Annotated in this window: 23 protein-coding genes; 10 read left to right on the top strand and 13 right to left on the bottom strand. The window is 63.9% G+C overall.

Annotated elements, in window-relative coordinates:
• Nucleotides 1–31 precede the first annotated feature (31 nt).
• The 8 genes from IAE38_RS16830 to IAE38_RS16795 are packed head-to-tail and all read right to left on the bottom strand — an operon-like array spanning nt 32 to nt 7,991.
• The gene (locus IAE38_RS16830) at nt 32–1,033 is read right to left on the bottom strand and encodes a septal ring lytic transglycosylase RlpA family protein (RefSeq protein ID WP_201161974.1); all 1,002 of its coding nucleotides are present in this window, start codon (nt 1,031–1,033) and stop codon (nt 32–34) included.
• On the bottom strand, nt 1,034–2,044 hold the full coding sequence (mltB, locus tag IAE38_RS16825) for a lytic murein transglycosylase B (protein ID WP_028632755.1): 1,011 nt from the start codon (nt 2,042–2,044) through the stop codon (nt 1,034–1,036).
• 17 nt (nt 2,045–2,061) lie between these two features.
• Nucleotides 2,062–3,165, bottom strand: coding sequence for a rod shape-determining protein RodA (gene rodA, locus IAE38_RS16820; protein WP_042139378.1), 1,104 nt, complete (start codon nt 3,163–3,165; stop codon nt 2,062–2,064).
• A gap of 38 nt (nt 3,166–3,203) precedes the next feature.
• Nucleotides 3,204–5,093 carry a penicillin-binding protein 2 gene (gene mrdA / locus IAE38_RS16815; protein ID WP_028632756.1) on the bottom strand — a complete coding sequence of 630 codons (1,890 nt, stop codon included), beginning with the start codon at nt 5,091–5,093 and terminating at the stop codon, nt 3,204–3,206.
• 16 nt (nt 5,094–5,109) lie between these two features.
• Complete coding sequence (rlmH, locus tag IAE38_RS16810; protein ID WP_028632757.1) at nt 5,110–5,577, bottom strand: 23S rRNA (pseudouridine(1915)-N(3))-methyltransferase RlmH; 468 nt, start codon at nt 5,575–5,577, stop codon at nt 5,110–5,112.
• Nucleotides 5,578–5,583: 6 nt separating this feature from the next.
• Nucleotides 5,584–6,015, bottom strand: a complete 432-nt coding sequence (gene rsfS / locus IAE38_RS16805; RefSeq protein ID WP_028632758.1) for a ribosome silencing factor — start codon at nt 6,013–6,015, stop codon at nt 5,584–5,586.
• A 43-nt stretch (nt 6,016–6,058) separates the two neighbouring features.
• The gene (nadD, locus tag IAE38_RS16800) at nt 6,059–6,751 is read right to left on the bottom strand and encodes a nicotinate-nucleotide adenylyltransferase (RefSeq protein WP_201218359.1); all 693 of its coding nucleotides are present in this window, start codon (nt 6,749–6,751) and stop codon (nt 6,059–6,061) included.
• On the bottom strand, nt 6,720–7,991 hold the full coding sequence (locus IAE38_RS16795; protein ID WP_201218357.1) for a glutamate-5-semialdehyde dehydrogenase: 1,272 nt from the start codon (nt 7,989–7,991) through the stop codon (nt 6,720–6,722). The genes nadD and IAE38_RS16795 overlap by 32 nt, the downstream gene beginning before the upstream one ends.
• A gap of 171 nt (nt 7,992–8,162) precedes the next feature.
• On the opposite strand from IAE38_RS16795, the gene IAE38_RS16790 reads away from it, so the two are divergent.
• Nucleotides 8,163–8,831, top strand: a complete 669-nt coding sequence (locus IAE38_RS16790; RefSeq protein ID WP_028632761.1) for a DNA-3-methyladenine glycosylase — start codon at nt 8,163–8,165, stop codon at nt 8,829–8,831.
• A gap of 3 nt (nt 8,832–8,834) precedes the next feature.
• Nucleotides 8,835–10,154, top strand: coding sequence for a bifunctional DedA family/phosphatase PAP2 family protein (locus IAE38_RS16785; protein WP_201161984.1), 1,320 nt, complete (start codon nt 8,835–8,837; stop codon nt 10,152–10,154).
• A 9-nt stretch (nt 10,155–10,163) separates the two neighbouring features.
• Here the strand turns inward: IAE38_RS16785 and IAE38_RS16780 are convergent, their stop codons facing one another.
• Genes IAE38_RS16780 through IAE38_RS16770 form a run of 3 tightly spaced genes read right to left on the bottom strand, consistent with a single transcriptional unit; the run spans nt 10,164 to nt 11,839 of the window.
• The gene (locus IAE38_RS16780) at nt 10,164–10,754 is read right to left on the bottom strand and encodes an LON peptidase substrate-binding domain-containing protein (protein ID WP_028632763.1); all 591 of its coding nucleotides are present in this window, start codon (nt 10,752–10,754) and stop codon (nt 10,164–10,166) included.
• Between the two features lie 9 nt (nt 10,755–10,763).
• Nucleotides 10,764–11,480: an LrgB family protein gene (locus IAE38_RS16775; protein WP_201161985.1), complete on the bottom strand. Its 717-nt coding sequence runs from the start codon at nt 11,478–11,480 to the stop codon at nt 10,764–10,766.
• The gene (locus IAE38_RS16770; protein ID WP_028632765.1) at nt 11,477–11,839 is read right to left on the bottom strand and encodes a CidA/LrgA family protein; all 363 of its coding nucleotides are present in this window, start codon (nt 11,837–11,839) and stop codon (nt 11,477–11,479) included. The genes IAE38_RS16775 and IAE38_RS16770 overlap by 4 nt, the downstream gene beginning before the upstream one ends.
• Nucleotides 11,840–11,975: 136 nt before the next feature.
• Here IAE38_RS16770 and IAE38_RS16765 point away from each other — a divergent pair, with 136 nt between their 5' ends.
• From IAE38_RS16765 to IAE38_RS16730, 8 genes are all read left to right on the top strand, one after another.
• Complete coding sequence (locus tag IAE38_RS16765; protein WP_201218375.1) at nt 11,976–12,431, top strand: MaoC family dehydratase; 456 nt, start codon at nt 11,976–11,978, stop codon at nt 12,429–12,431.
• A gap of 122 nt (nt 12,432–12,553) precedes the next feature.
• Nucleotides 12,554–13,444 (top strand): 50S ribosomal protein L11 methyltransferase, encoded by an 891-nt coding sequence (gene prmA / locus IAE38_RS16760; RefSeq protein WP_201218356.1) that lies wholly within the window; start codon nt 12,554–12,556, stop codon nt 13,442–13,444.
• A 30-nt stretch (nt 13,445–13,474) separates the two neighbouring features.
• Complete coding sequence (locus IAE38_RS16755; protein WP_201218355.1) at nt 13,475–14,836, top strand: DUF3426 domain-containing protein; 1,362 nt, start codon at nt 13,475–13,477, stop codon at nt 14,834–14,836.
• A 205-nt stretch (nt 14,837–15,041) separates the two neighbouring features.
• Nucleotides 15,042–16,055, top strand: coding sequence for a tRNA dihydrouridine synthase DusB (dusB, locus tag IAE38_RS16750; RefSeq protein WP_201218354.1), 1,014 nt, complete (start codon nt 15,042–15,044; stop codon nt 16,053–16,055).
• The gene (gene fis, locus IAE38_RS16745) at nt 16,052–16,372 is read left to right on the top strand and encodes a DNA-binding transcriptional regulator Fis (RefSeq protein ID WP_023534526.1); all 321 of its coding nucleotides are present in this window, start codon (nt 16,052–16,054) and stop codon (nt 16,370–16,372) included. Before dusB ends, fis begins: the two co-directional genes overlap by 4 nt.
• A gap of 82 nt (nt 16,373–16,454) precedes the next feature.
• Nucleotides 16,455–18,062, top strand: coding sequence for a bifunctional phosphoribosylaminoimidazolecarboxamide formyltransferase/IMP cyclohydrolase (purH, locus tag IAE38_RS16740; RefSeq protein ID WP_201218352.1), 1,608 nt, complete (start codon nt 16,455–16,457; stop codon nt 18,060–18,062).
• A gap of 182 nt (nt 18,063–18,244) precedes the next feature.
• Entirely contained in the window at nt 18,245–19,537 is a 1,293-nt protein-coding gene (gene purD, locus IAE38_RS16735) for a phosphoribosylamine--glycine ligase (protein WP_201218351.1), read from the top strand.
• Between the two features lie 149 nt (nt 19,538–19,686).
• On the top strand, nt 19,687–22,458 hold the full coding sequence (locus IAE38_RS16730) for a response regulator (protein ID WP_201218350.1): 2,772 nt from the start codon (nt 19,687–19,689) through the stop codon (nt 22,456–22,458).
• 40 nt (nt 22,459–22,498) lie between these two features.
• Here the strand turns inward: IAE38_RS16730 and IAE38_RS16725 are convergent, their stop codons facing one another.
• Together IAE38_RS16725 and IAE38_RS16720 are read right to left on the bottom strand one after the other, a co-directional pair.
• On the bottom strand, nt 22,499–23,122 hold the full coding sequence (locus IAE38_RS16725; RefSeq protein WP_201218349.1) for a hypothetical protein: 624 nt from the start codon (nt 23,120–23,122) through the stop codon (nt 22,499–22,501).
• The gene (locus IAE38_RS16720) at nt 23,115–23,807 is read right to left on the bottom strand and encodes a hypothetical protein (RefSeq protein WP_201218347.1); all 693 of its coding nucleotides are present in this window, start codon (nt 23,805–23,807) and stop codon (nt 23,115–23,117) included. Before IAE38_RS16720 ends, IAE38_RS16725 begins: the two co-directional genes overlap by 8 nt.
• Nucleotides 23,808–23,878: the final 71 nt, after the last annotated feature.

The raw sequence follows: 23,878 nt of genomic DNA, 5'->3' as shown, positions 1-23,878 counted from the left end.
AGCTCGAAGCTGGCGGCGTGCCGCCCGCCGGTCAGTCTGTGACCAGCTTGGCCTGGCCCAAGTTCGCCAGGCGGATGCTGTTCTGCGCCTGCTGGATTTCACCCTGGCTGTTGATCGGCCCCAGGCGCACGCGGTGCAGGGTCTGCTGGTTGCGTACGATCGAGCTGATGAACACGGGCGCGCTGACCATGCTGCTGAGCTTGGAGCGCAACAGCTCGGCGGCGTCCGGGTTGGCGAAGGCCCCCACCTGCAGGAAGCTGCCGGCGTTGCCACCCGGCACATTGTTGCCACCCACCTGCACCGGCACCACAGGCGCAGCGTGCTGTTGCGGCGGCGGGGTCCACTGCTCTACGCGGCCGGTGTTGGCCGGTATCGCCTGGGTCTGGGCTACCTGCGGCTCCTTGAGCACCAATGGCGGGGTCTGGCCACGCTGGGCCCACCACTGCTGAGGGTCGATGCCTTCCACACGCACGTGTGCGGTGCCGGTTTCGGCGTAGCCAAGCTTTTTCGCAGCCGCATACGACAAGTCGATGATGCGGTCCGAGTAGAACGGGCCACGGTCATTTACACGCAGGATGACGCTGCGGCCGTTGGCCAGGTTGGTGACCCGCACATAGGCAGGCAGCGGCAACGTCTTGTGCGCGGCGCTCATGCCATACAGGTCATACAGCTCACCGTTGGCGGTGTTCTGGCCATGGAACTTGGTGCCGTACCACGACGCAGTACCCTCGGCGCGGTAGTTGCGCGCATCCTGCATCGGGTAGTAGGTCTTGCCCAGCACGGTGTACGGGTTGGCCTTGTAGTTACCGGTGTGCACGGTGGGGGTGGCGTCCGGGATCTTGTTGACATCCACATCCCACCAGGGCGCGCCGTCTTTGTGTGCCCGGTTGATGTCCAGGCCAGGCTGGCTGCGCACCACATTACCACCGCTGCTTTGCGGTGCCGGGCGGCTGGAGGAACAGCTGGCCAGCACCAGGCCGACGGCCAGGCAGGTGAACAGCTTGAAAGAAGTGGCAGAGATGATTGCGCGCATTTACTTGACGCCCCGTGCTTGGACCAGCTGTTCCGAAAGCTGATGCACCGCCATGGCATACATCACGCTGCGGTTGTAGCGAGTGATCGCATAAAAGTTCTTCAGGCCCAGCCAGTACTCAGGGCCGTTTTCACCCTCCAGGCGGAAGGCGGTTACTGGCAGATCGTCACGCAGCGCATCATGAACCGACCAGCCAAGGGCACGCAACTGCCCCACCGTGCTCGCCGGCTCGATGCCGGTGGTCAGGCCCTGGTCGGCGCGCTCACCCTGCACCGTGGCACGGCTGACTACGCCTTGGCCGGCAACCCAGCCATGGCGCTTGAAGTAGCTGGCAACGCTGCCAATCGCATCGTCCGGGTTGGTCCAGATGTTAATGTGACCGTCGCCGTCGAAGTCCACCGCGTAGTTGCGAAAGCTGCTCGGCATGAACTGCGGCAGCCCCATGGCGCCGGCATACGAGCCCTTCAGCGTAAGCGGGTCCAGCTGCTCATCGCGGGCCAGCAGCAAGAACTCGCGCAATTCCTTGCGGAAGAACTCCGCCCGTGGCGGGTAATCGAAGCCCAAGGTCGACAGGGCATCGATCACCCGGTAGTTGCCGGTGTTGCGGCCAAAGAAGGTTTCCACGCCGATGATGGCGACGATGTACTGCGCCGGCACGCCATATTCCTGCTCGGCCCGCGCCAGCACCGCCTCGTGCTGCCGCCAGAAGTCCACGCCCCGCGCGATGCGGGCATCGGTGAGGAACATCGGCCGGTATTCCTTCCACGGCTTGACCCGTTCGGCCGGCCGCGAAATGGCGTCAAGAATCGACTGCTTGCGCTGCACTTCACGGAACACGCCCATCAGTTGCTCGGGGGCAAAGCCATAGTCGCGGCTCATCTCGGCAACCAGCTCGGCCACCTGGGGCGAATGCTCATAGTCGCCGGCATGGGCCAGCTGTACAGCGCCGAACAGGCCCACCGCACCAAACCACGGCGCACAACGGGCAGCCCAGTTACGCACTGCTTGCATCAAATTCTTCACCTTTTTCAAACCTGTGCGATCCATTTGCGGTGCGTATGGATCGACATCAAAACGCCAAACGCTGACAGCAGCGTCACCAATGAAGTTCCGCCATAGCTGATGAAGGGCAGCGGTACGCCTACTACGGGCAGAAGGCCGCTCACCATGCCGATATTGACGAATACGTATACAAAGAAAGTCATGGTCAGGCTGCCGGCCAGCAGCTTGCCGAACAGGGTCTGGGCCTGGGCGGTGATCATCAGGCCGCGGCCGATCAGCAGCAGGTACACGATCAGCAGCAGGCAAATACCCACCAGGCCGAATTCCTCGCCGAGCACGGCGATGATGAAGTCGGTGTGGCTTTCGGGCAGGAAGTCCAGGTGCGACTGGGTGCCCAGCAGCCAGCCTTTGCCAAATACCCCGCCCGAACCGATCGCCGCCTTGGACTGGATGATGTTCCAGCCGGTACCCAGGGGGTCGCTCTCCGGGTCCAGGAAGGTCAGCACGCGCTGTTTCTGGTAGTCGTGCATCACGAAGAACCACATCGCCACGGCCACCGGCACCGTGGCGGCCAGCACGCTGAGAATCCAGCGCCAGCGCAGGCCACCCATGAACAGTACGAAAGCCCCGGATGCCAGAATCAGCAGCGCGGTGCCCAGGTCTGGCTGGCGCACGATCAGGATGAACGGCACGCCGATCAGCACCAGGCTGATGGCCACGTGCTTCAAATGCGGCGGCAGCGTGCGCTTGGACAGGTACCAGGCGATGGTCGCCGGCATGATGATTTTCATGAACTCCGAGGGCTGGAAGCGTATGACCCCCGGAATGTTGATCCAGCGGGTCGCACCCATGGCGTTATGGCCCATGACGTCCACCACCACCAGCAGCAACACCCCCGTGAGGTAGGCCAGCGGCACCCAACGGGCCATGAAACGCGGCTCCAGCTGGGCGATGACGAACATGGACACCAGGCCGATGCCGAACGAGGTGGCCTGCTTGAGCAGCAGGTCCCAGTTCTTGCCACTGGCCGAATACAGCACGAACAGGCTGCCCGCCGCCAGGGTGAGCAGAATGATCAGCAGAGGGCCGTCAACGTGGATGCGCTGCAGGAAGCTGGCGCGGCGACGCATCACATCCTCGCTGGAGAGCATGCGGTCGAAATTGTTCATCACAGGGGCGATTCCTGGGTAACGGTGGCAGGTGCGAGCTCAGGCTTGAGCCGCCCATTTTCATCGAGCAACCAGGCATCCATGATCTGGCGTACCACCGGCGCCGCCACACCCGACCCCGACTCGCCGTTCTCGACCATGACCGACACCACGATCTTCGGGTCGTCAGCCGGCGCAAAGGCGACGAACAGCGCGTGGTCGCGGTGGCGCTCCTGAAGCTTGTTGCGGTCGTACTTCTCGCCCTGCTTGATGGCCACTACCTGGGCGGTACCGCTCTTGCCGGCGATGCGGTACTGGGCGCCGAGGGCCGCCTTGCGCGCGGTGCCGCGGGCGCCATGCATCACCTGCTCCATGCCGTGGGTAACCCTGCCCCAGTCGGCCTTGTCGCGCAGCACGATGTTGTCCATGGGGTTTTCGTCCACCGGTGGCTGGCCTTCGATGGTCTTGGCCAGGTGCGGGCGGTTCCATACCCCCTTGTTGGCGATCAGCGCCGTGGCCTGGGCCAGTTGCAACGGCGTTGCCTGCATGTAGCCCTGGCCGATGCCCAGAATGAGGGTTTCACCCGGGAACCACGCCTGCCTGCGGGTGGCGCGTTTCCATTCGCGGGACGGCATCAACCCGGCAGACTCCTCGAACATGTCCAGCGACACCCGCTGGCCGATGCCGAACTTGCCCATGTAGCTCGACAGCCTGTCGATGCCCATCTTGTGCGCAAGGTCATAGAAGTAGGTGTCGTTGGAACGCATGATCGCGGTGTCCAGGTCTACCCAGCCGTCGCCGGTGCGGTTCCAGTTACGGTATTTGTGGTCGTAATTGGGCAGTTGGTAGTACCCCGGGTCGAACACCCGGCTGCTGGCGTTGACCACGCCGCTGTCCAGGCCGGCAATGGCCACGGCAGGCTTGATGGTCGACCCCGGCGGGTAAAGGCCACGCAAAATGCGGTTGAACAGCGGCCGGTCGATCGAATCGCGCAGCTCGGCATAGGCCTTGAAGCTGATGCCGGTAACGAACAGGTTGGGGTCGAAGCTCGGCTGGCTGACCATGGCCAGCACCTCGCCCGTGCGCGGGTCCAGCGCCACCACGGCGCCACGTCGGCCCGCCAGGGCAGCCTCGGCGGCTTCCTGCAGCTTGATGTCCAGGCTCAGCACAATGTCCTTGCCCGGCTTGGGGTCGGTGCGCTTGAGTACCCGCAGTACACGGCCGCGGGCGTTGGTCTCGACCTCTTCATAGCCCACCTGGCCGTGCAACGCATCTTCGTAGAAGCGCTCGACACCGGTCTTGCCGATGTGATGGGTACCGCTGTAGTTCACCGGGTCGAGGGTTTTCAGCTCTTTTTCGTTGATGCGCCCCACGTAGCCTACCGAGTGGGCGAAGTGCGCACCCTGGGGGTAATGCCGCACCAGCTGGGCAACCACCTCCACCCCAGGCAGGCGAAACTGGTTCACGGCCACCCGGGCGATCTGCTCTTCGTTCAACTCGAACAGGATGGGCACCGGCTCGAACGGCCGGCGGCCCTGGCGCATGCGCTTCTCGAACAGGGCACGGTCGTCGGGGGTGAGTTCCAGCACCTCGACGATGCTGTCCAGCACCTCCTGCCAGTTGCCGGCACGTTCGCGGGTCATGGACAAACTGAAGCTGGGACGGTTGTCGGCGACGACCACCCCGTTGCGGTCGAAGATCAGCCCGCGGGTGGGCGGGATCGGCTGCACATGCACCCGGTTGTTCTCCGACAGCGTCGAATGGTAGTCGTACTGGATGATCTGCAGGTAATACAGCCGCGCAATCAGCACGCACACCAGCAGCATGACCGCCACGGCGCCGACCACGACGCGGTTGCGCACAAGACGGGCGTCTTTCTCGTGGTCCTTGAGGCGGATCGGCTGCGACATCGGGCTGCTTACAGGTTCATTTGTGGTAAGGGTGCCCGGACAATACCGTCCAGGCGCGGTAGATCTGCTCGCCGATGAGTATCCTTACCAACGGGTGCGGCAATGTCAGCGGCGACAACGACCAGCGTTGCTCGGCCCGTGCGCACACCTCCGGCGCCAGGCCTTCCGGGCCTCCGACCATCAGGTTGACCGTGCGTGCATCGAGCCGCCAGCGGTCCAGCTCGCCTGCCAACTGCTCGGTGCTCCAGGGCTTGCCATGCACCTCGAGCGTAACGATGCGCTCGCCCTGCTGCACCTTGCCGAGCATGGCCTCGCCCTCCTGACGAATCAGGCGGGCGACGTCAGCATTCTTGCCGCGGGTGTTCAGCGGAATTTCCACCAGCTCCAGCGACAACTCTGCGGGCAGGCGCTTGGCATATTCGTGCCAGCCTTCCTCCACCCACTTCGGCATGCGCGAGCCGACCGCGATCAGGCGCAGACGCACGGCGCCTTACTCGCGGTCTTTGAGCTTGTCGGTGAAGTAGTCACTGGTGTTTTCCGGGCTGTGATGCTTGGCATCGGCGGCGCGGCTTTGCTCGGCACCCACCCACAGGCGCTCCAGGTCGTAGAACTGGCGGGCAGCGGCGGTCATCATGTGCACGATGACATCGTTCAGGTCCAGGAGCACCCAATCGCTGTCGCCCTTGCCTTCTTCACCCAGTGGCTGAGCGCCTTCTTTCTTGACCGCTTCACGGACCTTTTCCAGCATCGCGTTGATCTGGCGGTTGGAGGTACCGGTGGCGATGATCATGTAGTCGGTCAGGCTGTGCTTTTCACGCACGTCGATGACCTGGATGTCTTGTGCCTTGACGTCTTCCAGTGCGCTGATGGTCAGTTTGACCAGGTCTTCGCCAGCGATGCCGTTGGTTTTCTGCTTGCTCATATAAAACTCGTTCAACTCGTTGAATGAGGCGCCAGGGGCGCCGTCAGTTGGGTGCACGATACAGCTCGTGCGCCTCGATGTAGGCCAGTACGGCGTCCGGCACCAGGAACCTCACCGACCTGCCGCTGGCCAGCAGCTGTCGGATCTGTGTAGCCGACACCGCGAGCGGCGTCTGCCAGACGAACGAAATATTTCCCGCCGGGCCGGACATGGCGGTGGGATCGCTCTCGGAGCGCGCAGCCAGCAGGTTGCGCAACTCGTCAGGGGGTTCTACGTCGGCATCCGGGCGCTGCAGCACCAGGATGTGACAGTGTTGCAGCAGTTCGTCCCAACGGTGCCAGCCAGGCAGCCCGCAAAAGGCATCCCAGCCCAGCAACAGGAAAAGCTGGTCGTCAGCGGCCAGTTCCGCGCGCACCGACTCCAGGGTATCGATGGTGTACGACGGCTTGTCTCGTGCCAGTTCGCGCGCATCCACACTCAAGCCTGGCACACCTTGTACAGCACATTGCACCATGGCCAGGCGATGCTGCGCGGTCACCTGCGGGGTATCGCGGTGCGGCGGCCGGGCGTTGGGCAGCAGGCGCAGCTCATCCAGCCCCATGAACTCGGCCACTTCCAGCGCGCTGCGCAGGTGGCCGATGTGCACGGGGTCGAAGGTGCCGCCAAGAATGCCGACGCGCCGGGTAGCCTGGGCCTTGCTCAACTCAGCAGGACTCCTGGCCACGCAGTTGGCCATCACCGATGACCACGTACTTCTCGCACGTCAGGCCTTCCAGGCCAACCGGGCCGCGCGCGTGCAGTTTATCGGTGGAAATGCCGATTTCAGCACCCAGGCCGTATTCGAAACCGTCAGCGAAGCAGGTAGGGGTATTGAGCATGACCGACGCCGAGTCGACTTCTGCCATGAACCTGCGCGCTTCACCTTGATGCTCGGTGAGGATCGAATCGGTGTGGTGCGAGCCGTAGTGGTTGATATGTTCGATGGCCTGGTCAACGCCGTCGACCACACGAATGGAGAGCACCGCGTCGAGGTATTCGGTGTGCCAGTCCTGCTCGGTGGCGGCCTGTGCGTCAATCAATGCGCACGTGCGCTCGCAACCGCGCAACTGCACGCCCTTGTCCTGGAAGCGGCGGGCCATTTCCGGCAAGAAGCGGGCCGCCACCTGCTGGTCGACCAGCAGGGTTTCCATGGCACCGCAGATGCCGTAACGGTAGGTCTTGGCATTGAACGCCACAGGCCAGGCTTTCTCCAGGTCGGCATGCTGGCTGACGTAGATATGGCAGATACCGTCCAGGTGCTTGATGACCGGCACACGGGCATCGCGGCTGATACGCTCGATCAGCCCGCGCCCACCACGGGGCACGATGACATCGACGAACTCGGGCATGCTGATCAGCGCGCCCACCGCTTCGCGATCGGTGGTTTCCACCACCTGCACCACGGCAGCTGGCAACCCCGCAGCCGCCAGGCCGCGCTGAATGCACGCAGCAATGGCGCGGTTGGAATGAATGGCCTCGGAGCCGCCGCGCAGGATGGTGGCATTACCCGACTTGAGGCACAGGCTGGCGGCATCGATGGTCACGTTCGGCCGCGATTCGTAGATGATCCCGATCACCCCCAGCGGCACGCGCATCTTGCCTACCTGAATACCGGACGGGCGGTAGCTCATGTCACGGATGGCACCGACCGGGTCGGGCAGGCCGGCCACCTGACGCAGGCCAGTGATCATGCCATCGATGCGCGCAGGGGTGAGCGCCAGGCGATCGAGCAGCGCCGGCTCCAGGCCATTGGCGCGGCCTTGGGCGAGGTCCTGCTCATTGGCAGCCGTAAGTTCAGCACGACCGGCGTCCAGAGCGTCGGCAGCCGCTTGCAGCGCGCGGTTTTTCTGCGCGGTGGTGGCCCGGCCGATCACCCGGGACGCTTCGCGTGCGGCGCGACCAAGGCGGGTCATGTAGTCAAGAACGGACTCAGTCATGGGTTCGGTGTCTTGGCGAAGGGGAAATCGGCTGATTATAACTGTCATGCAGGTGTACGCCCAGCGGCGGGTGGCGGATGGTCGAAATAAGGTGGGACTGGATTGAAGCGTTCAGCCTCGATTAAGCATTTCATTGCTATCATTGCGCCTTCCCACCCGCGAACCGCCCGCATGCCAGCACTGCCCGACAGCTTCTTCGACCAGGATGCGCAGGCCTTGGCCAAAGCCCTCCTGGGCAAGGTCATCCGCCACCGCCAAGGCAACCTGTGGCTGGCCGCCCGCATCATCGAAACCGAGGCCTACTACCTCACCGACAAAGGCAGCCACGCCTCGCTGGGCTACACCGAAAAGCGCAAGGCGCTGTTTCTCGAGGGCGGCCACATCTACATGTATTACGCCCGTGGCGGCGACTCGCTCAACTTCAGTGCCCAGGGCCCCGGCAACGCCGTACTGATCAAGTCTGCCTACCCCTGGCAGGACGCCCTGTCCGGCCCCGACAGCCTGGCGCAGATGCAACTCAACAACCCCGATGCCAGCGGCAACCTGCGCCCGCCCGAGCGCCTGTGCGCCGGCCAGACCTTGCTGTGCAAGGCACTGGGCCTGAAAGTGCCGCACTGGGACGCACAGCGGTTCGACCCCCAGCGGCTCTATGTGGAAGACTGCGCCAGCCCAGTACCCCGGGTGATCCAGGCCGCCCGCCTGGGCATCCCCCATGGCCGCGACGAACACCTGCCCTACCGCTTCGTCGACGCCGAGTACGCCCGCTTCTGCACACGGAACCCGTTACGCCGCGGCCAAGTCGAAGGCCGCGACTTCTTTACTCTGCAACAAGGGAGCTGAACCATGGACCAATGGCTCGACAGCCTCACCGGCTGGCTGGGTGCCAACCCCCAATGGCTTGGCCTGGCGATTTTCGTGGTGGCCTGCATCGAATGCCTGGCCATCGCCGGCATCATCGTGCCGGGTACCGTGTTGCTGTTTGCAGTGGCAGTGCTGGCCGGTAATGGCGCCCTGAGCCTGGGTGAAACACTGCTGCTGGGTTTTCTCGGCGGCCTTCTCGGCGATGCACTGTCCTACACAGTGGGCAAGTACTTTCACCAGAACATTCGGCGCCTACCCTTGCTGCGCCACCACCCCGAGTGGATCGGCGGCGCAGAAGCCTACTTCCAGCGCTACGGCATCGCCAGCCTGCTGGTAGGCCGCTTCATCGGCCCGCTGCGGCCTATGCTGCCGATGGTGGCCGGCATGTTCGACATGCCGCTGCTGCGCTTCGCCGCTGTCAGCCTGCTGGCGGCCGCCGGCTGGTCGGTAGCCTATCTGCTGCCCGGCTGGGCCACGGGTGCAGCCATGCGCCTGCCGTTGCCCGAGGGGTTCTGGCTACAAGCCGGCATCGTCGCGGGCACCCTGGCGGTGATTATCGGGGTGAGCCTGAGCACCAGCATCCGGGACCACCGCCACGGCACCCGGGTCATTGCCGGGCTCAGCCTGCTGGCCTTGACCGGCGTGTTCCTGGGGTGGCCTTACCTGCACGCGTTCGACCAGGGCGTGATGACGCTGGTGCAGGAACACCGCAGCCAGGCCTATGACGGCACCGTGGTCCTGGTGACCCGACTGGGGGACTTCCGTACCCAGCTGTTTCTGGGCGGGCTGCTGACCGGTCTGCTGTTGCTGGCCCGGCAGTGGCGCCATGCCTTCTTCGCCGGCGGCGCGCTCATGGGCACCGCCATCGCCAACGGTACGCTGAAGTGGCTGTTCGCCCGTGCCCGCCCGGAGGTACTGACCGACCCACTGACCAGCTACAGCATGCCCAGCGGGCACAGCTCTGCTTCGTTCGCGTTCTTTCTGGTAATGGCAGTGCTTGCCGGGCGCGGCCAACCGCCGAGAATGCGCCTCACCTGGGTAGTGATCGGCTGCATCCCTGCCTTGTCGATCGCACTGTCGCGGGTGTACCTGGGTGCACACTGGCCCACCGACATTCTGGCCGGGGCCTTGTTGGCCTGCTGTGTGTGTGCGCTAAGCCTGACACTGGTCCAGTATCGCCAGCCTTTGGCGCCGCTGCCGCAAAAGGTGTGGTGGCTGATACTGCCAGCATGCCTGGCCCTATTCGCCTACTTTGCCACCCATTCGTTCCCCCATGCCCTGCTGCGCTATCAGTATTCGTGAGGCGGCAGCCTAGGCGAACAGCTCGCCCTGTATCCGCTCCAACAGCTTCTGGATTTCGCCCAGCCGCTGCTGGGGCGAATCGAGGCTGAGCAAGTCCAGCTTGTCTTCTTCCATGAACGGCAGCAGGTAAGCCAGCTGGTTGGCCAGCGCCTGCCGCCCGTCTACCGGGCGCGGCATGTCCAGCGCTTCGACCATGGGGTGTTCACCCAGCGCCACCAACAGCGCCAGCAGGTCGTCGTCCGCGTCCTGCAAGGGGCTGTCTGGCGCCTCTGACAGCCACTGCACCTGCCCCACCAGCAACTGGTCCTTCTGCACCTCGGTGGCATCCAGGGTGAAACGCCGCACACCTTCCACCCGGATACCGAGCAAGCCATTGTCCTGCTGGGCGAAGTCGCGGATCACCGCTTCGCAACCAATGGAGGCGACCACCGGCGGCGCCTTGCCCACCTGCTCACCTTCGACGATGCACACTACACCGAAGCCCTCGCCCTGCTTCATGCAGCGCCCGATCATGTCCAGGTACCGGGCCTCGAATATCTGCAGGTCCAGGAAGCAGCCCGGAAACAGCACGGTATCGAGGGGAAACAGCGGTAACGTCATTTCAAGTCCTCATGCCACCAGGCTGACAGCCAGCGGCAGGAACACCGCAGTCGCCACGCCCATCAGGCTCATCGCCAGCGCGGCAAAGGCGCCGCATTCGTCACTTTCCTGCAAAGCCACCGACGTGCCGACCGCGTGGGCGGTTACCCCCAGCGACATGCCACGGGCTTCTGGGCTGTGCACACCGCAGCGGCTCAGCAAGGCCGGGCCAAATATGGCCCCGAGCACCCCGGTAATCAGCACGAACACCGCCGCCAGTGCGGCCACGCCACCGATCTGTTCGGCCACCAGCATGGCGATGGGCGAGGTGACCGACTTGGGCGCCATGGTCATCAGGATCATGTGTTCGGCACCAAACCACCAGCCCAGCAGCAGGCAGCAAAGCGTGGCGAACAGCCCCCCGAGTACCAGCGTAGTAAAGGTTGGCCAGAACAGCTGACGAATGCGCCGCAGGTTCAGGAACAGCGGCACCGCCAGGGCGACCGTAGCCGGGCCCAGCAGGATATTCATGATTTCAGTGCTCTTGCGGTACTCGCGGTAGTCGATACCACAGATAAGCAGCACACCGATCACCAGGGCCATCGACACCAGCACCGGTTGCAGGAAGATCCAGCGCGTCTTCTCGTACCCTGCCAGCACCAGTTGATACGCACCCAGGGTGATGCCGATACCGAACAGTGGATGATGCACCACGGCGTCGAGTGCGCCCTGCCAGTCGAGCATCATGGCTGCTCCTCGCGCCTGGCCTGGCGATGGATGAGCTTCTGCATCAACACGCCGACGAACACCAGGGTGAGCAGGCACGAAATCAACAGCGCCCCCACAATCGCCCAGAAGTCATCGGCGATGTCGCGGGCGTACACCATCACCCCTACCGCAGGCGGCACCAGCAGCAGCGGCAGGTACCGCAGCAGGCTGCCAGCCGCCAGGTTCAGGGGCTCGCCCACCTCACCGCGCACCATCAGGAAGCACAGCAACAGCAACAGGCCCAGGATCGGCCCCGGCAAGAACGGCAGCAGCAGGTGATTGAGCGCCGTACCCAACAGCTGGAACAGCACCAGCCAGGTCAAACCACGCAACAGCATAAGCATCTCCCTATGGCATGCGGCCCATTATAAGCATGCACCTGCAGTAGTCATCGAACCCTGCGTAACTTGACTGAACGCAGGGCGCATGCTGACCTTGCACTTTCGTACCAACTACAACGGTGGAGACATTGCGATGCCCCAGGTACCGGTAACAGCGCTGTCGCAGTACGTTGGCAAGCCACTGGGCCATTCGGCCTGGCTGAAAATTGACCAGCAGCGTATCAACCTGTTCGCCGAAGCGACCGGGGACTTCCAGTTCATTCACGTCGACCCGCAGAAGGCCGCTCTAACGCCTTTCGGCGGCACCATCGCCCATGGTTTCCTCACCTTGTCCCTGATACCCACACTGATCGAGGACATCCTGGTGCTGCCGCAAGGCCTGAAGATGGTGGTGAACTACGGGCTGGACAGCGTGCGCTTCATGCAGCCGGTAAAGGTAGGCAGCCAGGTGCGGTTGAAGGTGGACCTGGCCGGGGTGACGGAGAAGAAACCGGGGCAGTGGTTGCTCAAGGCAATTGCCACCCTGGAAATAGAGGGTGAAGAAAAGCCTGCCTATATCGCGGAGTCGCTCTCGCTGTGTTTCGTCTAGGCACCACGGGGGCTATCCCAGGGGGCTATCCCAGGCTTCTCTACAAACCCTCTGCACTCGCGTAAACTGCCAGCCTTTGTGCAGCCCAGGCTGCCCCTGTCGATTTAGCAAAGGTGCCCGCCATGCCCTGGCTGCAAGTACGCCTGGCCATCAGCCCGGAACAAGCCGAAACCTACGAAGATGCGCTGCTGGAAGTGGGCGCAGTATCGGTGACCTTCATGGACGCCGAAGATCAGCCGATCTTCGAGCCAGACCTCAACACCACGCCACTGTGGTCGCACACTCACCTGCTGGCCCTGTTCGAGGCCGATACCCAGCCCGAGCAGGTGTTTGCCCACTTGCGCCTGCTGACCGACGGCGAGCTGCCGCAACACCAGGCCGAGGTGATCGAGGACCAGGACTGGGAGCGCAGCTGGATGGACAACTTCCAGCCGATGCGCTTCGGCCGTCGCCTGTGGATCGTGCCCAGCTGGCACGACGCCCCGGAAAAAAACGCCGTCAACCTCCTGCTCGACCCGGGCCTGGCGTTCGGCACTGGCACCCACCCCACCACCGCGCTGTGCCTGGAATGGCTGGATGGCCAGGAACTGCAGGGCACCCAGGTACTGGACTTCGGCTGCGGCTCGGGCATTCTGGCCATTGCAGCCCTGCTGCTGGGGGCCCGTGAGGCCGTGGGTACCGACATCGACGTGCAGGCCATCGAAGCCTCGCGGGACAACGCCCAGCGCAACGGCATCGCCGATGACAAGCTGGCACTCTACCTGCCTGAGCACATGCCGGCCATGCAGGCCGACGTACTGGTCGCCAACATCCTGGCCGGGCCGCTGGTTTCGCTCGCACCGCAGTTGTCCGGGCTGGTTCGCCCAGGCGGCCTGCTGGCATTGTCGGGCATCCTCGCCGAACAGGGCGAAGAAGTGGCCGCCGCCTATACTGCCGATTTCGAGCTCGACCCCATCGTCGTTCGCGACGGCTGGGTGCGTATCAGTGGTCGCCGCCGCCCAGCGCGCCCATAACCGTCCCCTGCACAGCCTCCGGATCGCCGCATGACCGACAGTTTCGTCACCCAGTGCCCGCATTGCCAGACCAGCTTTCGCGTCACTCACCACCAGTTGAGCGTAGCCCGTGGCGTGGTGCGCTGCGGCCAATGCCTGCAGGTGTTCAACGCCGCCAAGCAACTGCTGGAGCAAAACCGCGCCCAGGCAGGCAGCACACCGGTGGCATCCGCGGCCGACAGCGAGGGTGCAGCAGCGCCCGCCAGCCAACCTGTGGTGGCCGCCGCGCCCGTGGAGCCCGTTGCGGGCGAGCCGGCCGATACGCCAGAAGCTGCCCTGGCCCGCACCACCCAGGCCCTGGACGAACTCGACCTGGACATGGAACTGGAGCGCCTGGAGCGCCGCGGGCAGTCGCCGCAATCGCGCCCGGCCAACGCCGATGGCGGCTTGCAGGCACGGCGCGACGAGCCCCATGCGCAAGACCCTGCAGACGATCTGTTTGGTACCGCCACCGACGAGCCGCTGGAGCCGCAACAGGCCGCAGCCGCTCCGCTGCTAAGCGAACCTCCGCCCCCAGGCCTGGTGCCCGGTGAGCGTACCGAACCCACCTTTACCGGTAGCCTGGACCTCGACACCGACGATGAGCCCACCCTGCAGCGCGGGGTGGTGATCGAGGATGAACCGCACCGCGACCCACCCATGCGTACTGATGCTGACGATGTTCCCATCCAGGGCCTGAGCGCTCTGGACGACGAACCGCCGGCACTGCACATTTCCGCCCGGGACGACGATGACGCCACCCCGCCCCCCGTGGCAGGCGAGCGCCTGGAGCCTGGCCTGTCGGGTAAGCCCGAGCGCCCACGGCGCAAGGAGCCGTTGGTGGACGTGATGGACGACCCGCTGCAGCTGGGCTGGGAAAAGCCCGCCCCCAACTGGGGCAAGCGTATTCTGTGGACGGTACTGACGCTGCTGGCCGCAGGCCTGCTGGCCTTGCAGTACGTGTGGTTCCACTTCGACGAGCTGGCCCGCCAGGACCAGTATCGCCCCCTGTTCGAGAACATCTGCCCTGCCGTAGGCTGCCAGGTGCCGTCACGGGTCGATATCGCCCGCATCAAGAGCAGCAACCTGGTGGTGCGCAGCCACCCGGACTTCAAGGGCGCCCTGATCGTGGATGCAATCATCTACAACCGCGCCCCCTTCGCCCAGCCGTTCCCGCTGCTGGAACTGCGCTTCGCCGACCTCAATGGCCAGTTGATTGCCAGCCGGCGCTTCAAGCCCAGTGAATACCTGTCTGGCGAACTGGCGGGCCGCGGCGAAATGCCCAGCCAAACCCCCATCCACATCGCCCTGGACATCCTCGACCCAGGCCCGAAAGCCGTCAACTACAGCCTCAGCTTCCGTTCCCCAGAGTAAGCTGCAAGCTTCAAGCGGCAAGATAAAGGCAGCTGCGGTTCGGGCCTCTGTCTTGCAGCTTGCCGCTTGCAACTTGCAGCTCGAGGCCGGAGGCCGAGAACTGCTCAGATTTTATCCAAATCCATCTTTATCCAGTCATCGAGAGCGGGTATCATGCCAACCCTTTTTCGAACTCCAAGATTCGGCCCCACAACAGGGATCACCTATGTCGGCGGTACGCATCGGCCCATACACACTGCGCAACAACCTGATCCTCGCGCCCATGGCCGGGGTCACGGACCAGCCTTTCCGAACACTTTGCCAGCGCATGGGCGCAGGCATGGTGGTGTCAGAAATGGTGTCCAGCGACATGTCCTTGTGGAACAGCCGCAAGTCGAGCCTGCGCCGCATCCATGAAGGCGACCCCGAGCCCCGTTCGGTGCAGATCGCCGGGGGGGATGCGCAGATGATGGCCGCAGCTGCCCAGGCCAACGTGGCGGCGGGTGCGCAGATCATCGATATCAACATGGGCTGCCCGGCGAAAAAAGTCTGCAACAAAGCTGCAGGCTCTGCTTTATTGAGAGATGAGGCACTGGTCAGCGACATTCTGCACGCGGTAGTCGGCGCGGTGGATGTTCCGGTGACCCTGAAGATCCGCACCGGTTGGGACCGGGCGAACAAGAACGGCCTGAACGTGGCAAGAATTGCCGAACAGGCCGGCATCCAGGCGCTTGCGGTGCATGGCCGCACACGCGCCGACCTGTACACCGGTGAAGCCGAATACGACACCATCGCTGCCATCAAGCAGGCGGTATCGATCCCGGTCTTCGCCAACGGCGATATCACTTCGCCAGAAAAGGCCCGGGCAGTGCTGGACGCCACGGGGGTTGACGGCTTGCTGATTGGCCGGGCTGCCCAGGGGCGGCCCTGGATATTCCGTGAGGTCGAGCATTACCTGCGCACTGGGCAACACTTGCCAGCGCCGCAACTGGACGAAGTGGAACGCATCCTGCTGGAGCACCTGGCTGCGCTGCATGCCTTCTATGGCGATGTGATGGGCGTGCGTATCGCCCGCAAGCACGTAGGCTGGTACCTGGCAACACGACCCGGCGGCAAGGAGTTTCGCTCCCGGTTCAACGCTTTGGAAGACACACAAGCGCAGTGCGCCAACGTTCGCGCGTATTTCAGCGAACGTCGACAGAGCCTTGAGACAGAGGACGGACAAGGGGTGGCCGCATGACGATGATGACCGAGACTTTTGTGAGTGGAACAACGCCCGTGAGCGATAACGCCAACCTGAAACAGCACCTGAACACGCCGAGCGAAGAGGGCCAGACCCTTCGCGACAGCGTCGAGAAGGCGCTGCACAACTACTTCGCCCACCTGGAAGGCGCGACCGTCACAGACGTGTACAACCTGGTGCTCTCCGAAGTCGAGGCGCCCCTGCTCGAAAGTGTCATGAGCTACGTCAAGGGCAACCAGACCAAAGCCAGCGAGATGCTCGGGCTCAACCGAGGCACCCTGCGCAAGAAGCTCAAGCAGTACGACTTGCTGTAAGCCAGAATCCCAATCAGAAAAGGCGGCTCCTTGAACAGAGACGCCTTTTTTGCTGACTCCACCGCGTTATTTGGAACCCGAAATGACCGACCAGACTACCCGCCTGCCAGTCCGCCGCGCCCTGATCAGCGTCTCCGACAAGACCGGTATCCTCGAATTCGCCCGTGAGCTGCAACAGCTCGGTGTCGAGATCCTGTCCACCGGCGGCACCTACAAGCTGCTCAAGGACAACGGTGTCAACGCGGTGGAAGTGGCTGACTACACCGGCTTCGCCGAAATGATGGATGGCCGGGTGAAAACCCTGCACCCGAAAATTCACGGTGGCATCCTGGGCCGTCGCGGCACCGATGACGCCATCATGAACGAGCACGGGATCAAGCCGATTGACCTGGTCGCCGTCAACCTCTACCCGTTCGAAGCCACTATCGCCAAGCCTGGCTGTGACCTGCCGACCGCCATCGAGAACATCGACATCGGCGGCCCGACCATGGTCCGTTCGGCAGCCAAGAACCACAAGGACGTTGCCATCGTGGTCAATGCCGGCGACTACGCCAGCGTGCTCGAAGGCCTCAAGGCGGGTGGCCTGACCTACGCCCAGCGCTTCGACCTGATGCTCAAGGCCTTCGAGCACACTGCCGCCTACGACGGCATGATTGCCAACTACATGGGCACCATCGACCAGGCCAAGGACACCCTGAGCACCGAAGCGCGCAGCGAATTCCCGCGCACCTTCAACAGCCAGTTCGTCAAGGCCCAGGAAATGCGCTACGGCGAGAACCCGCACCAGAGCGCGGCGTTCTACGTAGAAGCCAACAAAGGCGAAGCCAGCATCTCCACCGCCGTGCAGCTGCAAGGCAAGGAACTGTCGTTCAACAACGTGGCCGACACCGACGCTGCGCTGGAATGCGTAAAAAGCTTCGTCAAACCGGCGTGCGTCATCGTCAAGCACGCCAACCCGTGCGGCGTGGCCGTGGTGCCTGAAGACGAAGGCGGCATCCGCCAGGCGTACGAGCTGGCCTACGCCACCGACACCGAGTCGGCGTTCGGCGGCATCATCGCCTTCAACCGCGAGCTGGATGGCGAAACCGCCAAGGCCATCGTCGAGCGCCAGTTCGTCGAAGTGATCATCGCACCGAAAATCTCCCAGGCTGCCCGCGACGTGGTGGCGGCCAAGCAGAACGTTCGCCTGCTGGAATGCGGCGAGTGGCCAGCCGAGCGTGCTGCCGGTTGGGACTTCAAGCGTGTCAACGGCGGCCTGCTGGTACAAAGCCGCGATATCGGCATGATCGGCGCCGATGACCTGAAGATCGTCACCAAGCGCGCACCGACCGAACAGGAAATCCACGACCTGGTGTTTGCCTGGAAAGTGGCCAAGTTCGTCAAGTCCAACGCCATTGTGTACGCCAAGCAGCGCCAGACCATCGGTGTGGGTGCCGGCCAGATGAGCCGCGTCAACTCCGCTCGCATTGCTGCCATCAAGGCCGAGCATGCTGGCCTGCAAGTGCAAGGCGCGGTCATGGCATCGGACGCATTCTTCCCGTTCCGTGATGGCATCGACAATGCCGCTAAAGTGGGTATCAGCGCCGTGATCCAGCCAGGTGGCTCGATGCGTGATGCCGAGGTGATTGCTGCCGCTGATGAAGCCGGCATTGCCATGGTGTTCACCGGTATGCGCCACTTCCGCCACTGATTTACGGCAATCGGCCGCACTGAAGCAGGCATCTGCTGCGTTGGGGCCGGTTCCGCTGATGCTCATTGCCAGAAGGCAACTCCGCTCATCGGAACCGGCCCCGCCTTGCATCTACCTGCTTCATTGCGACCTCGTACAGCGAGAGGCAAAGCCTCTCGTTCGACAGACTTCGAGGTTTTGACATGAAAGTTTTGATCATTGGCAGCGGCGGCCGTGAGCACGCCCTGGCCTGGAAAGTCGCCCAGGACCCACGCGTCGAGAAGGTCTTCGTTGCCCCGGGTAACGCTGGCACCGCCATTGAAGCCAAGTGCGAAAACGTTGCCATCGACGTGTGCGCCCTTGAGCAACTGGCCGACTTCGCAGAAACGAATGTCGACCTGACCATCGTCGGCCCCGAAGCCCCTCTGGTGATCGGCGTGGTGGACCTGTTCCGCAGCCGCGGTCTGGACTGCTTCGGCCCAACCAAGGGCGCGGCCCAGCTGGAGGGCTCCAAGGCATTCACCAAGGACTTCCTGGCGCGCCACAAGATCCCGACCGCCGACTACCAGAACTTCACCGAGATCGAGCCGGCCCTGGCCTACCTGCAGGAAAAAGGCGCACCGATCGTGATCAAGGCCGACGGCCTGGCAGCGGGCAAAGGCGTGATCGTCGCCATGACCCTGCAGGAAGCCGAAGAGGCCGTGCGTGACATGCTCGCTGGCAATGCCTTTGGCGATGCCGGTTCGCGCGTGGTGATCGAAGAGTTCCTCGACGGTGAGGAAGCCAGCTTCATCGTGATGGTCGACGGCCACAACGTGCTGCCCATGGCCACCAGCCAGGACCACAAACGTGTCGGCGACCAGGACACCGGCCCGAACACCGGCGGCATGGGTGCCTACTCCCCTGCCCCTGTGGTGACCGCCGACGTGCACCAGCGTGTGATGGACCAGGTTATCTGGCCGACCGTGCGCGGCATGGCTGAAGAAGGCAACGTGTACACCGGTTTCCTGTATGCCGGCCTGATGATCGACAAAGCGGGCAACCCCAAGGTCATCGAGTTCAACTGCCGCTTCGGCGACCCAGAAACCCAACCCATCATGCTGCGCCTGGAATCGAGCCTGGTGTTGCTGATCGAAGCCGCCTTTGCCAAGGCGCTGGACAAGGTCGAGGCCCAGTGGGACCCGCGCCCGAGCCTGGGCGTGGTGCTGGCTGCCGGCGGTTACCCGGGCGACTACGCCAAAGGCGCGGCCATCAGCGGCCTGGACGCAGCGGCCAAGCTGCAAGGCAAGGTGTTCCATGCAGGCACCACGCTCAAGGATGGCCAGGTGGTCACTGCCGGTGGTCGCGTGCTGTGCGCCACCGCCATGGGTGACACGGTGCAGGCCGCCCAGCAGCAGGCCTACCGCCTGGCTGAGCAGGTGAAGTGGGACGGCAGCTTCTACCGTACCGACATCGGTTACCGGGCCATTGCCCGTGAGCGTGGCGAGCAGCACTAAGCCGCATCGCTGCGCCGTAACGCCCGGGCAGTGCAAGGCCCGGGCGCACGGCAGCCGCCCCGTCGGCAGGGCCCAGCCAGGCCTTGCCATCGGCTTGGCGCGCCGCGCATAGTTATCACCCCGCACATCGGCTAAGAAGGGATTTCGTAGTGCGCCGGCTCCGGATTGCCTCAGCGTTGTTCATCAGTTTGCTGTCCCTGCTGTGCGTGCTACCGGCCATGGCGGAGCATGATGGCGGGTGGGCGCTGCTGCTCGACGAACATGCCAACCTGCAACTGAGCGACGTGCGCTCCGAACGCTATCGCAACCAGTTCAGCCCCCTTGAGCTCGACGAACTGGATGCGGCCCCCGCCGACCAGGCGCTGTGGTTGCACTACCGCCTGGAACCCGGCCCTCAGGAACAACTGCTGCGGGTCTTCGCCCCGGACCTTTCCGGCCTCGACCTGTACGCCCTGCAGGGCGACAAGCTGTTGCGCCAGCTGCACCACGGCCGCCACGCCGGTACGGCACAACCCACCCTGCGGGGCAGCGATCACGTACTGCCCCTGCCCAACAGCACGCAACCCCTGGACATCTACCTGCGGCTGGTGTCGGAACACCAACTGCGCCCTGCCATCAGCCTGGAACCCGCCGCCGAGGCGGCGGCCAGCCAGCACCAGCCGCTGCTGTTCGGCATGCTGTTTGGTGGGCTGGTGATGCTGATCCTGCACAACCTTATCCGCTTCATCTACAGCCGCTCTAGCACCACCCTGGTGCTGGCGCTTTACCACAGCCTGATGCTGCTCAGCGGTTTGATCCTGCTCAACCTCAGCGGCCCCTGGTGGCACGTGTGGCACAGTGCACAAACCCCTGCGGCCTACCTCACGCTGGTGCTGGCGGGCCTGGCGGGGTTGTATTTCACTCAGCGGTTCTTCTACCCCTTCCACTCGGCGCGCCTGAACAAGCTGTTGAATGGCGAAATGCTGGTTGTAGCGCTCAGCGGCTTGATCCTGCTGTTCGTCGATACCTTGCCGCTGAACCTGATGACATATGCCCTGATGGCTTTGGGCAGCGTCACCATGCTGCTGGTCAGCAGCTACTACTGGTACAAGGGCTATGCGCCTGCCCGGCTGTTCAGCGTCGCCATGATCGTGTTCAACGTCGGTGGCCTGGTACTGCTGCCTGCGCTGCTGGGGCTGACGCGCACCTCGACACCCTGGCTGCTGTGCATTCTGCTGGGGCTGGCCGTGGCCAGCGGGCTGCTGCTCAACCTGGCCGTCAGCGACCGCCTGCGGCGCATGAACGAAGAGCGCTTCAGTGCCAGCCGAGCACTGGCCGCCAGCGATGCCGAAATCAATGCCAAGGCCGAATTCCTGGCCAAGATCAGTCACGAGATCCGCACCCCCATGAACGGCGTGCTGGGCATGACCGAACTGCTGCTGGGCACGCCGCTGTCGGTGAAGCAGCGCGACTACGTGCAGACCATTCACAGCGCCGGTAACGAACTGCTCACCCTGATCAACGAGATCCTCGACATCTCCAAGCTCGAATCCAGGCAGATCGAGCTGGATGATGTGCAGTTCGACCTCAACGCGCTGATCGAAGACTGCCTGAATATCTTCCGGGCCAAGGCCGAGCAGCAGAATATCGAGCTGATCAGCTTCACCCAGCCGCAGGTCCCGCGGGTGATCAGTGGCGACCCGACACGCCTGCGCCAGGCCTTGTCGAGCCTGCTGGAAAACGCACTCAAAAACACCGACCAAGGCGAGATTCTGCTGGTGGTGGCCCTGGACCAACGCGGCGAAGTACCGCGCCTGCGCATCGCCGTGCAGGACAGCGGCGAGCCGCTACCGGCCGCCGACCGCGAAGCCCTGCTGCAGGCCAAGTTGCACAGCCATCACTTTCTCTCCAGCAACAAGCTGGGCGGCCACCTGGGGCTGATGATTGCCAAGCAGTTGATCGGGCTGATGCAGGGTGAATTTGGCATCAAGAGCAGCACGGGCACCGGCAACACCCTGTGGCTGACCCTGCCGCTGGACCCTTCCGCCCTGGAGCAGCCCCCGGCAGACCTTGACGGCCCGCTGCGCGATGCCCGGGTGCTGGTGGTGGACGACAACGACACCTGCCGCAAGGTGCTGGTGCAGCAATGCAGCGCCTGGGGCATGAACGTAAGCGCAGTGCCTTCCGGCAAGGAGGCCCTGGCACTGCTGCGCACCAAGGCCCACTTGCGCGACTACTTCGACGCGGTGTTGCTGGACCAGAACATGCCGGGCATGACCGGCATGCAGCTGGCGGCCAAGATCAAGGAAGACCCCAGCCTGAACCACGACATTCTGGTGGTCATGCTTACCGGCATCAGCAACGCGCCCAGCAAGATCATCGCGCGCAATGCCGGGGTCAAGCGGATCCTCGCCAAGCCAGTGGCCGGCTACACGCTCAAGACGACACTGGCCGAAGAGCTAGCCCAGCGCGGCCGCGACCAGCTGTCGTCCGTCACCGCGCTGGGCAAGCCCCAGGCGCTGGAGCTTCCCGGTGATTTCCGGGTGCTGGTGGCCGAAGACAACAGCATTTCCACCAAGGTGATTCGCGGCATGCTTGGCAAGTTGAACCTGGAGCCAGACACCGCCGCCAACGGCGAAGAGGCCCTGCAGGCGATGAAAGCCAAGCGCTACGACCTGGTGCTGATGGACTGCGAAATGCCGGTGCTGGATGGTTTTTCCGCCACTCAGCTGTTGCGTGAGTGGGAAGCCGCCCACCAGCGGCCACGCACCCCGGTGGTGGCACTGACCGCGCACATTCTCGCCGAGCACAAGGAACGCGCGAAACTGGCGGGCATGGACGGGCACATGGCCAAGCCGGTGGAGCTCTCGCATCTGCGCGAAGTGGTGCAGTACTGGGCCAGACAGCGGGATGCCAAAACCGACCCTGCACCACCCCGCTGACCTGCGGGGGCCATACCCGGCCCCACAGGTGGGCCGGGTGTCAAAAGGCGTAGTCAAGCACACGCTGCAGGCTCAGTTGCACGACGCGGTCCTGCACCTTCGGTAGAAAGCTGTGCTCGAACGCCAGCAGGTTGAAACGCACCAGTTCCGCCCGCACGTGCTTGTGGCTGCGCTTGCGGTTGATGAACCCTGCGCTGAATGCCGAGCGCACATCCGTTTCGTGGTAAACCACCATATCTACGCGGTTGGCACCGGCCGGCGCACACGGTAGCAACTGGAAATGCTGGCGCTCCAGTGCGTAGTGCTCCAGCTTCTGCAGCACCGAGGGGTTGGCCACCAACTTGTGCAAGGCAATGCCCGTGGCCGTGGCGAAATGCTCACCCGCGGTTGCAGCAATGGTTTCCAGCACCTGGTCCACCTGCCTGGTGCGCTGATGATCGGGCCAGTGCACCTGCTCGGGCGACAGCGCATCCCAGCCCATGAACTTCAGTTGGTTGCGGTAGTAAGCAAACCAGTCCTGCACCAAGCCCTCCCGGTGAGCAGCTTCGGTCGCGCGCTCGGCCAGCGCCAATGCCAGTTTCACCTTGTGCTTGTGCGCGGCGGGCACGCCATCCAGAAAGGACACGACACCCGCGCCAATCACGGCAGCTGCAGCTTCACTCATGGCCGGCCCCTGTCTGCGATGCGTGAGGATCGAAGCGGTACTCGCCCTGGCCATCCTTGGTTTGCATCAAGGCATGCAGCGCCTCGCGCTGGTGCTGGAAACGCGCGTTATCCAGGGCCAGGGAAATGCCATTGAACGCGGCCTCGCCCTTGAGTACCTGGTCGCTCAGCAACTGCGCCAGCGACAGGCCCGAGAGCGGCGTTTGTGTGTGCAGGGTAATGCTGCACAGGTCCAGCACCGGGCCTGGTTTGAGCAGCCCGAGTTCAATGACCACCTGAGAACCACCGGCCTGGTCCTGCACGCTGAATTTCTTCAGATGCGCCACCCCGGCCGCTGACTGGCGTAAATCCGCAGCGAAGGCTGCCAATACGGCTTGCTGTTGAATCGAGCGCACCTTGAGCCAGGCCTCCAGGGGCTGCAGCCGTGTGCTACGGGTCGCCTGCCCAAGCTGCCTCTGATCGTAAGTGCTGGCCAGCTTGATCCAGCCCAACCGGCGCAGGGCCGCCCGGTAGGCGTCGTACCAGGCGTCATGGTCGGCAAACCGCGAGCCGGCCTCCTTGTTCGCGACCAGTTGCGCGTACAGTATCGAGTCGAACGCGGCCTGGCGCTGAACCTCGGCCCCGGCCGGTGCATACAACAGCGCCGTGCCGCCGATCAGCATGAGCTGCTCGTCTGCTTTATCCATGGTGTCGTCTCTTCGGTAAACCCGGGAAAGGGGGGGCCCCCCCCCCCCCCCCCCCCCGGGCCGCGAGGTAT

This window comes from Pseudomonas sp. S32, from assembly GCF_016648095.1.
Lineage (GTDB): Bacteria > Pseudomonadota > Gammaproteobacteria > Pseudomonadales > Pseudomonadaceae > Aquipseudomonas > Aquipseudomonas parafulva.
The sequence above is the reverse complement of the archived record's forward strand: the minus strand, read 5'-3'. Positions and strand labels throughout refer to the sequence as shown.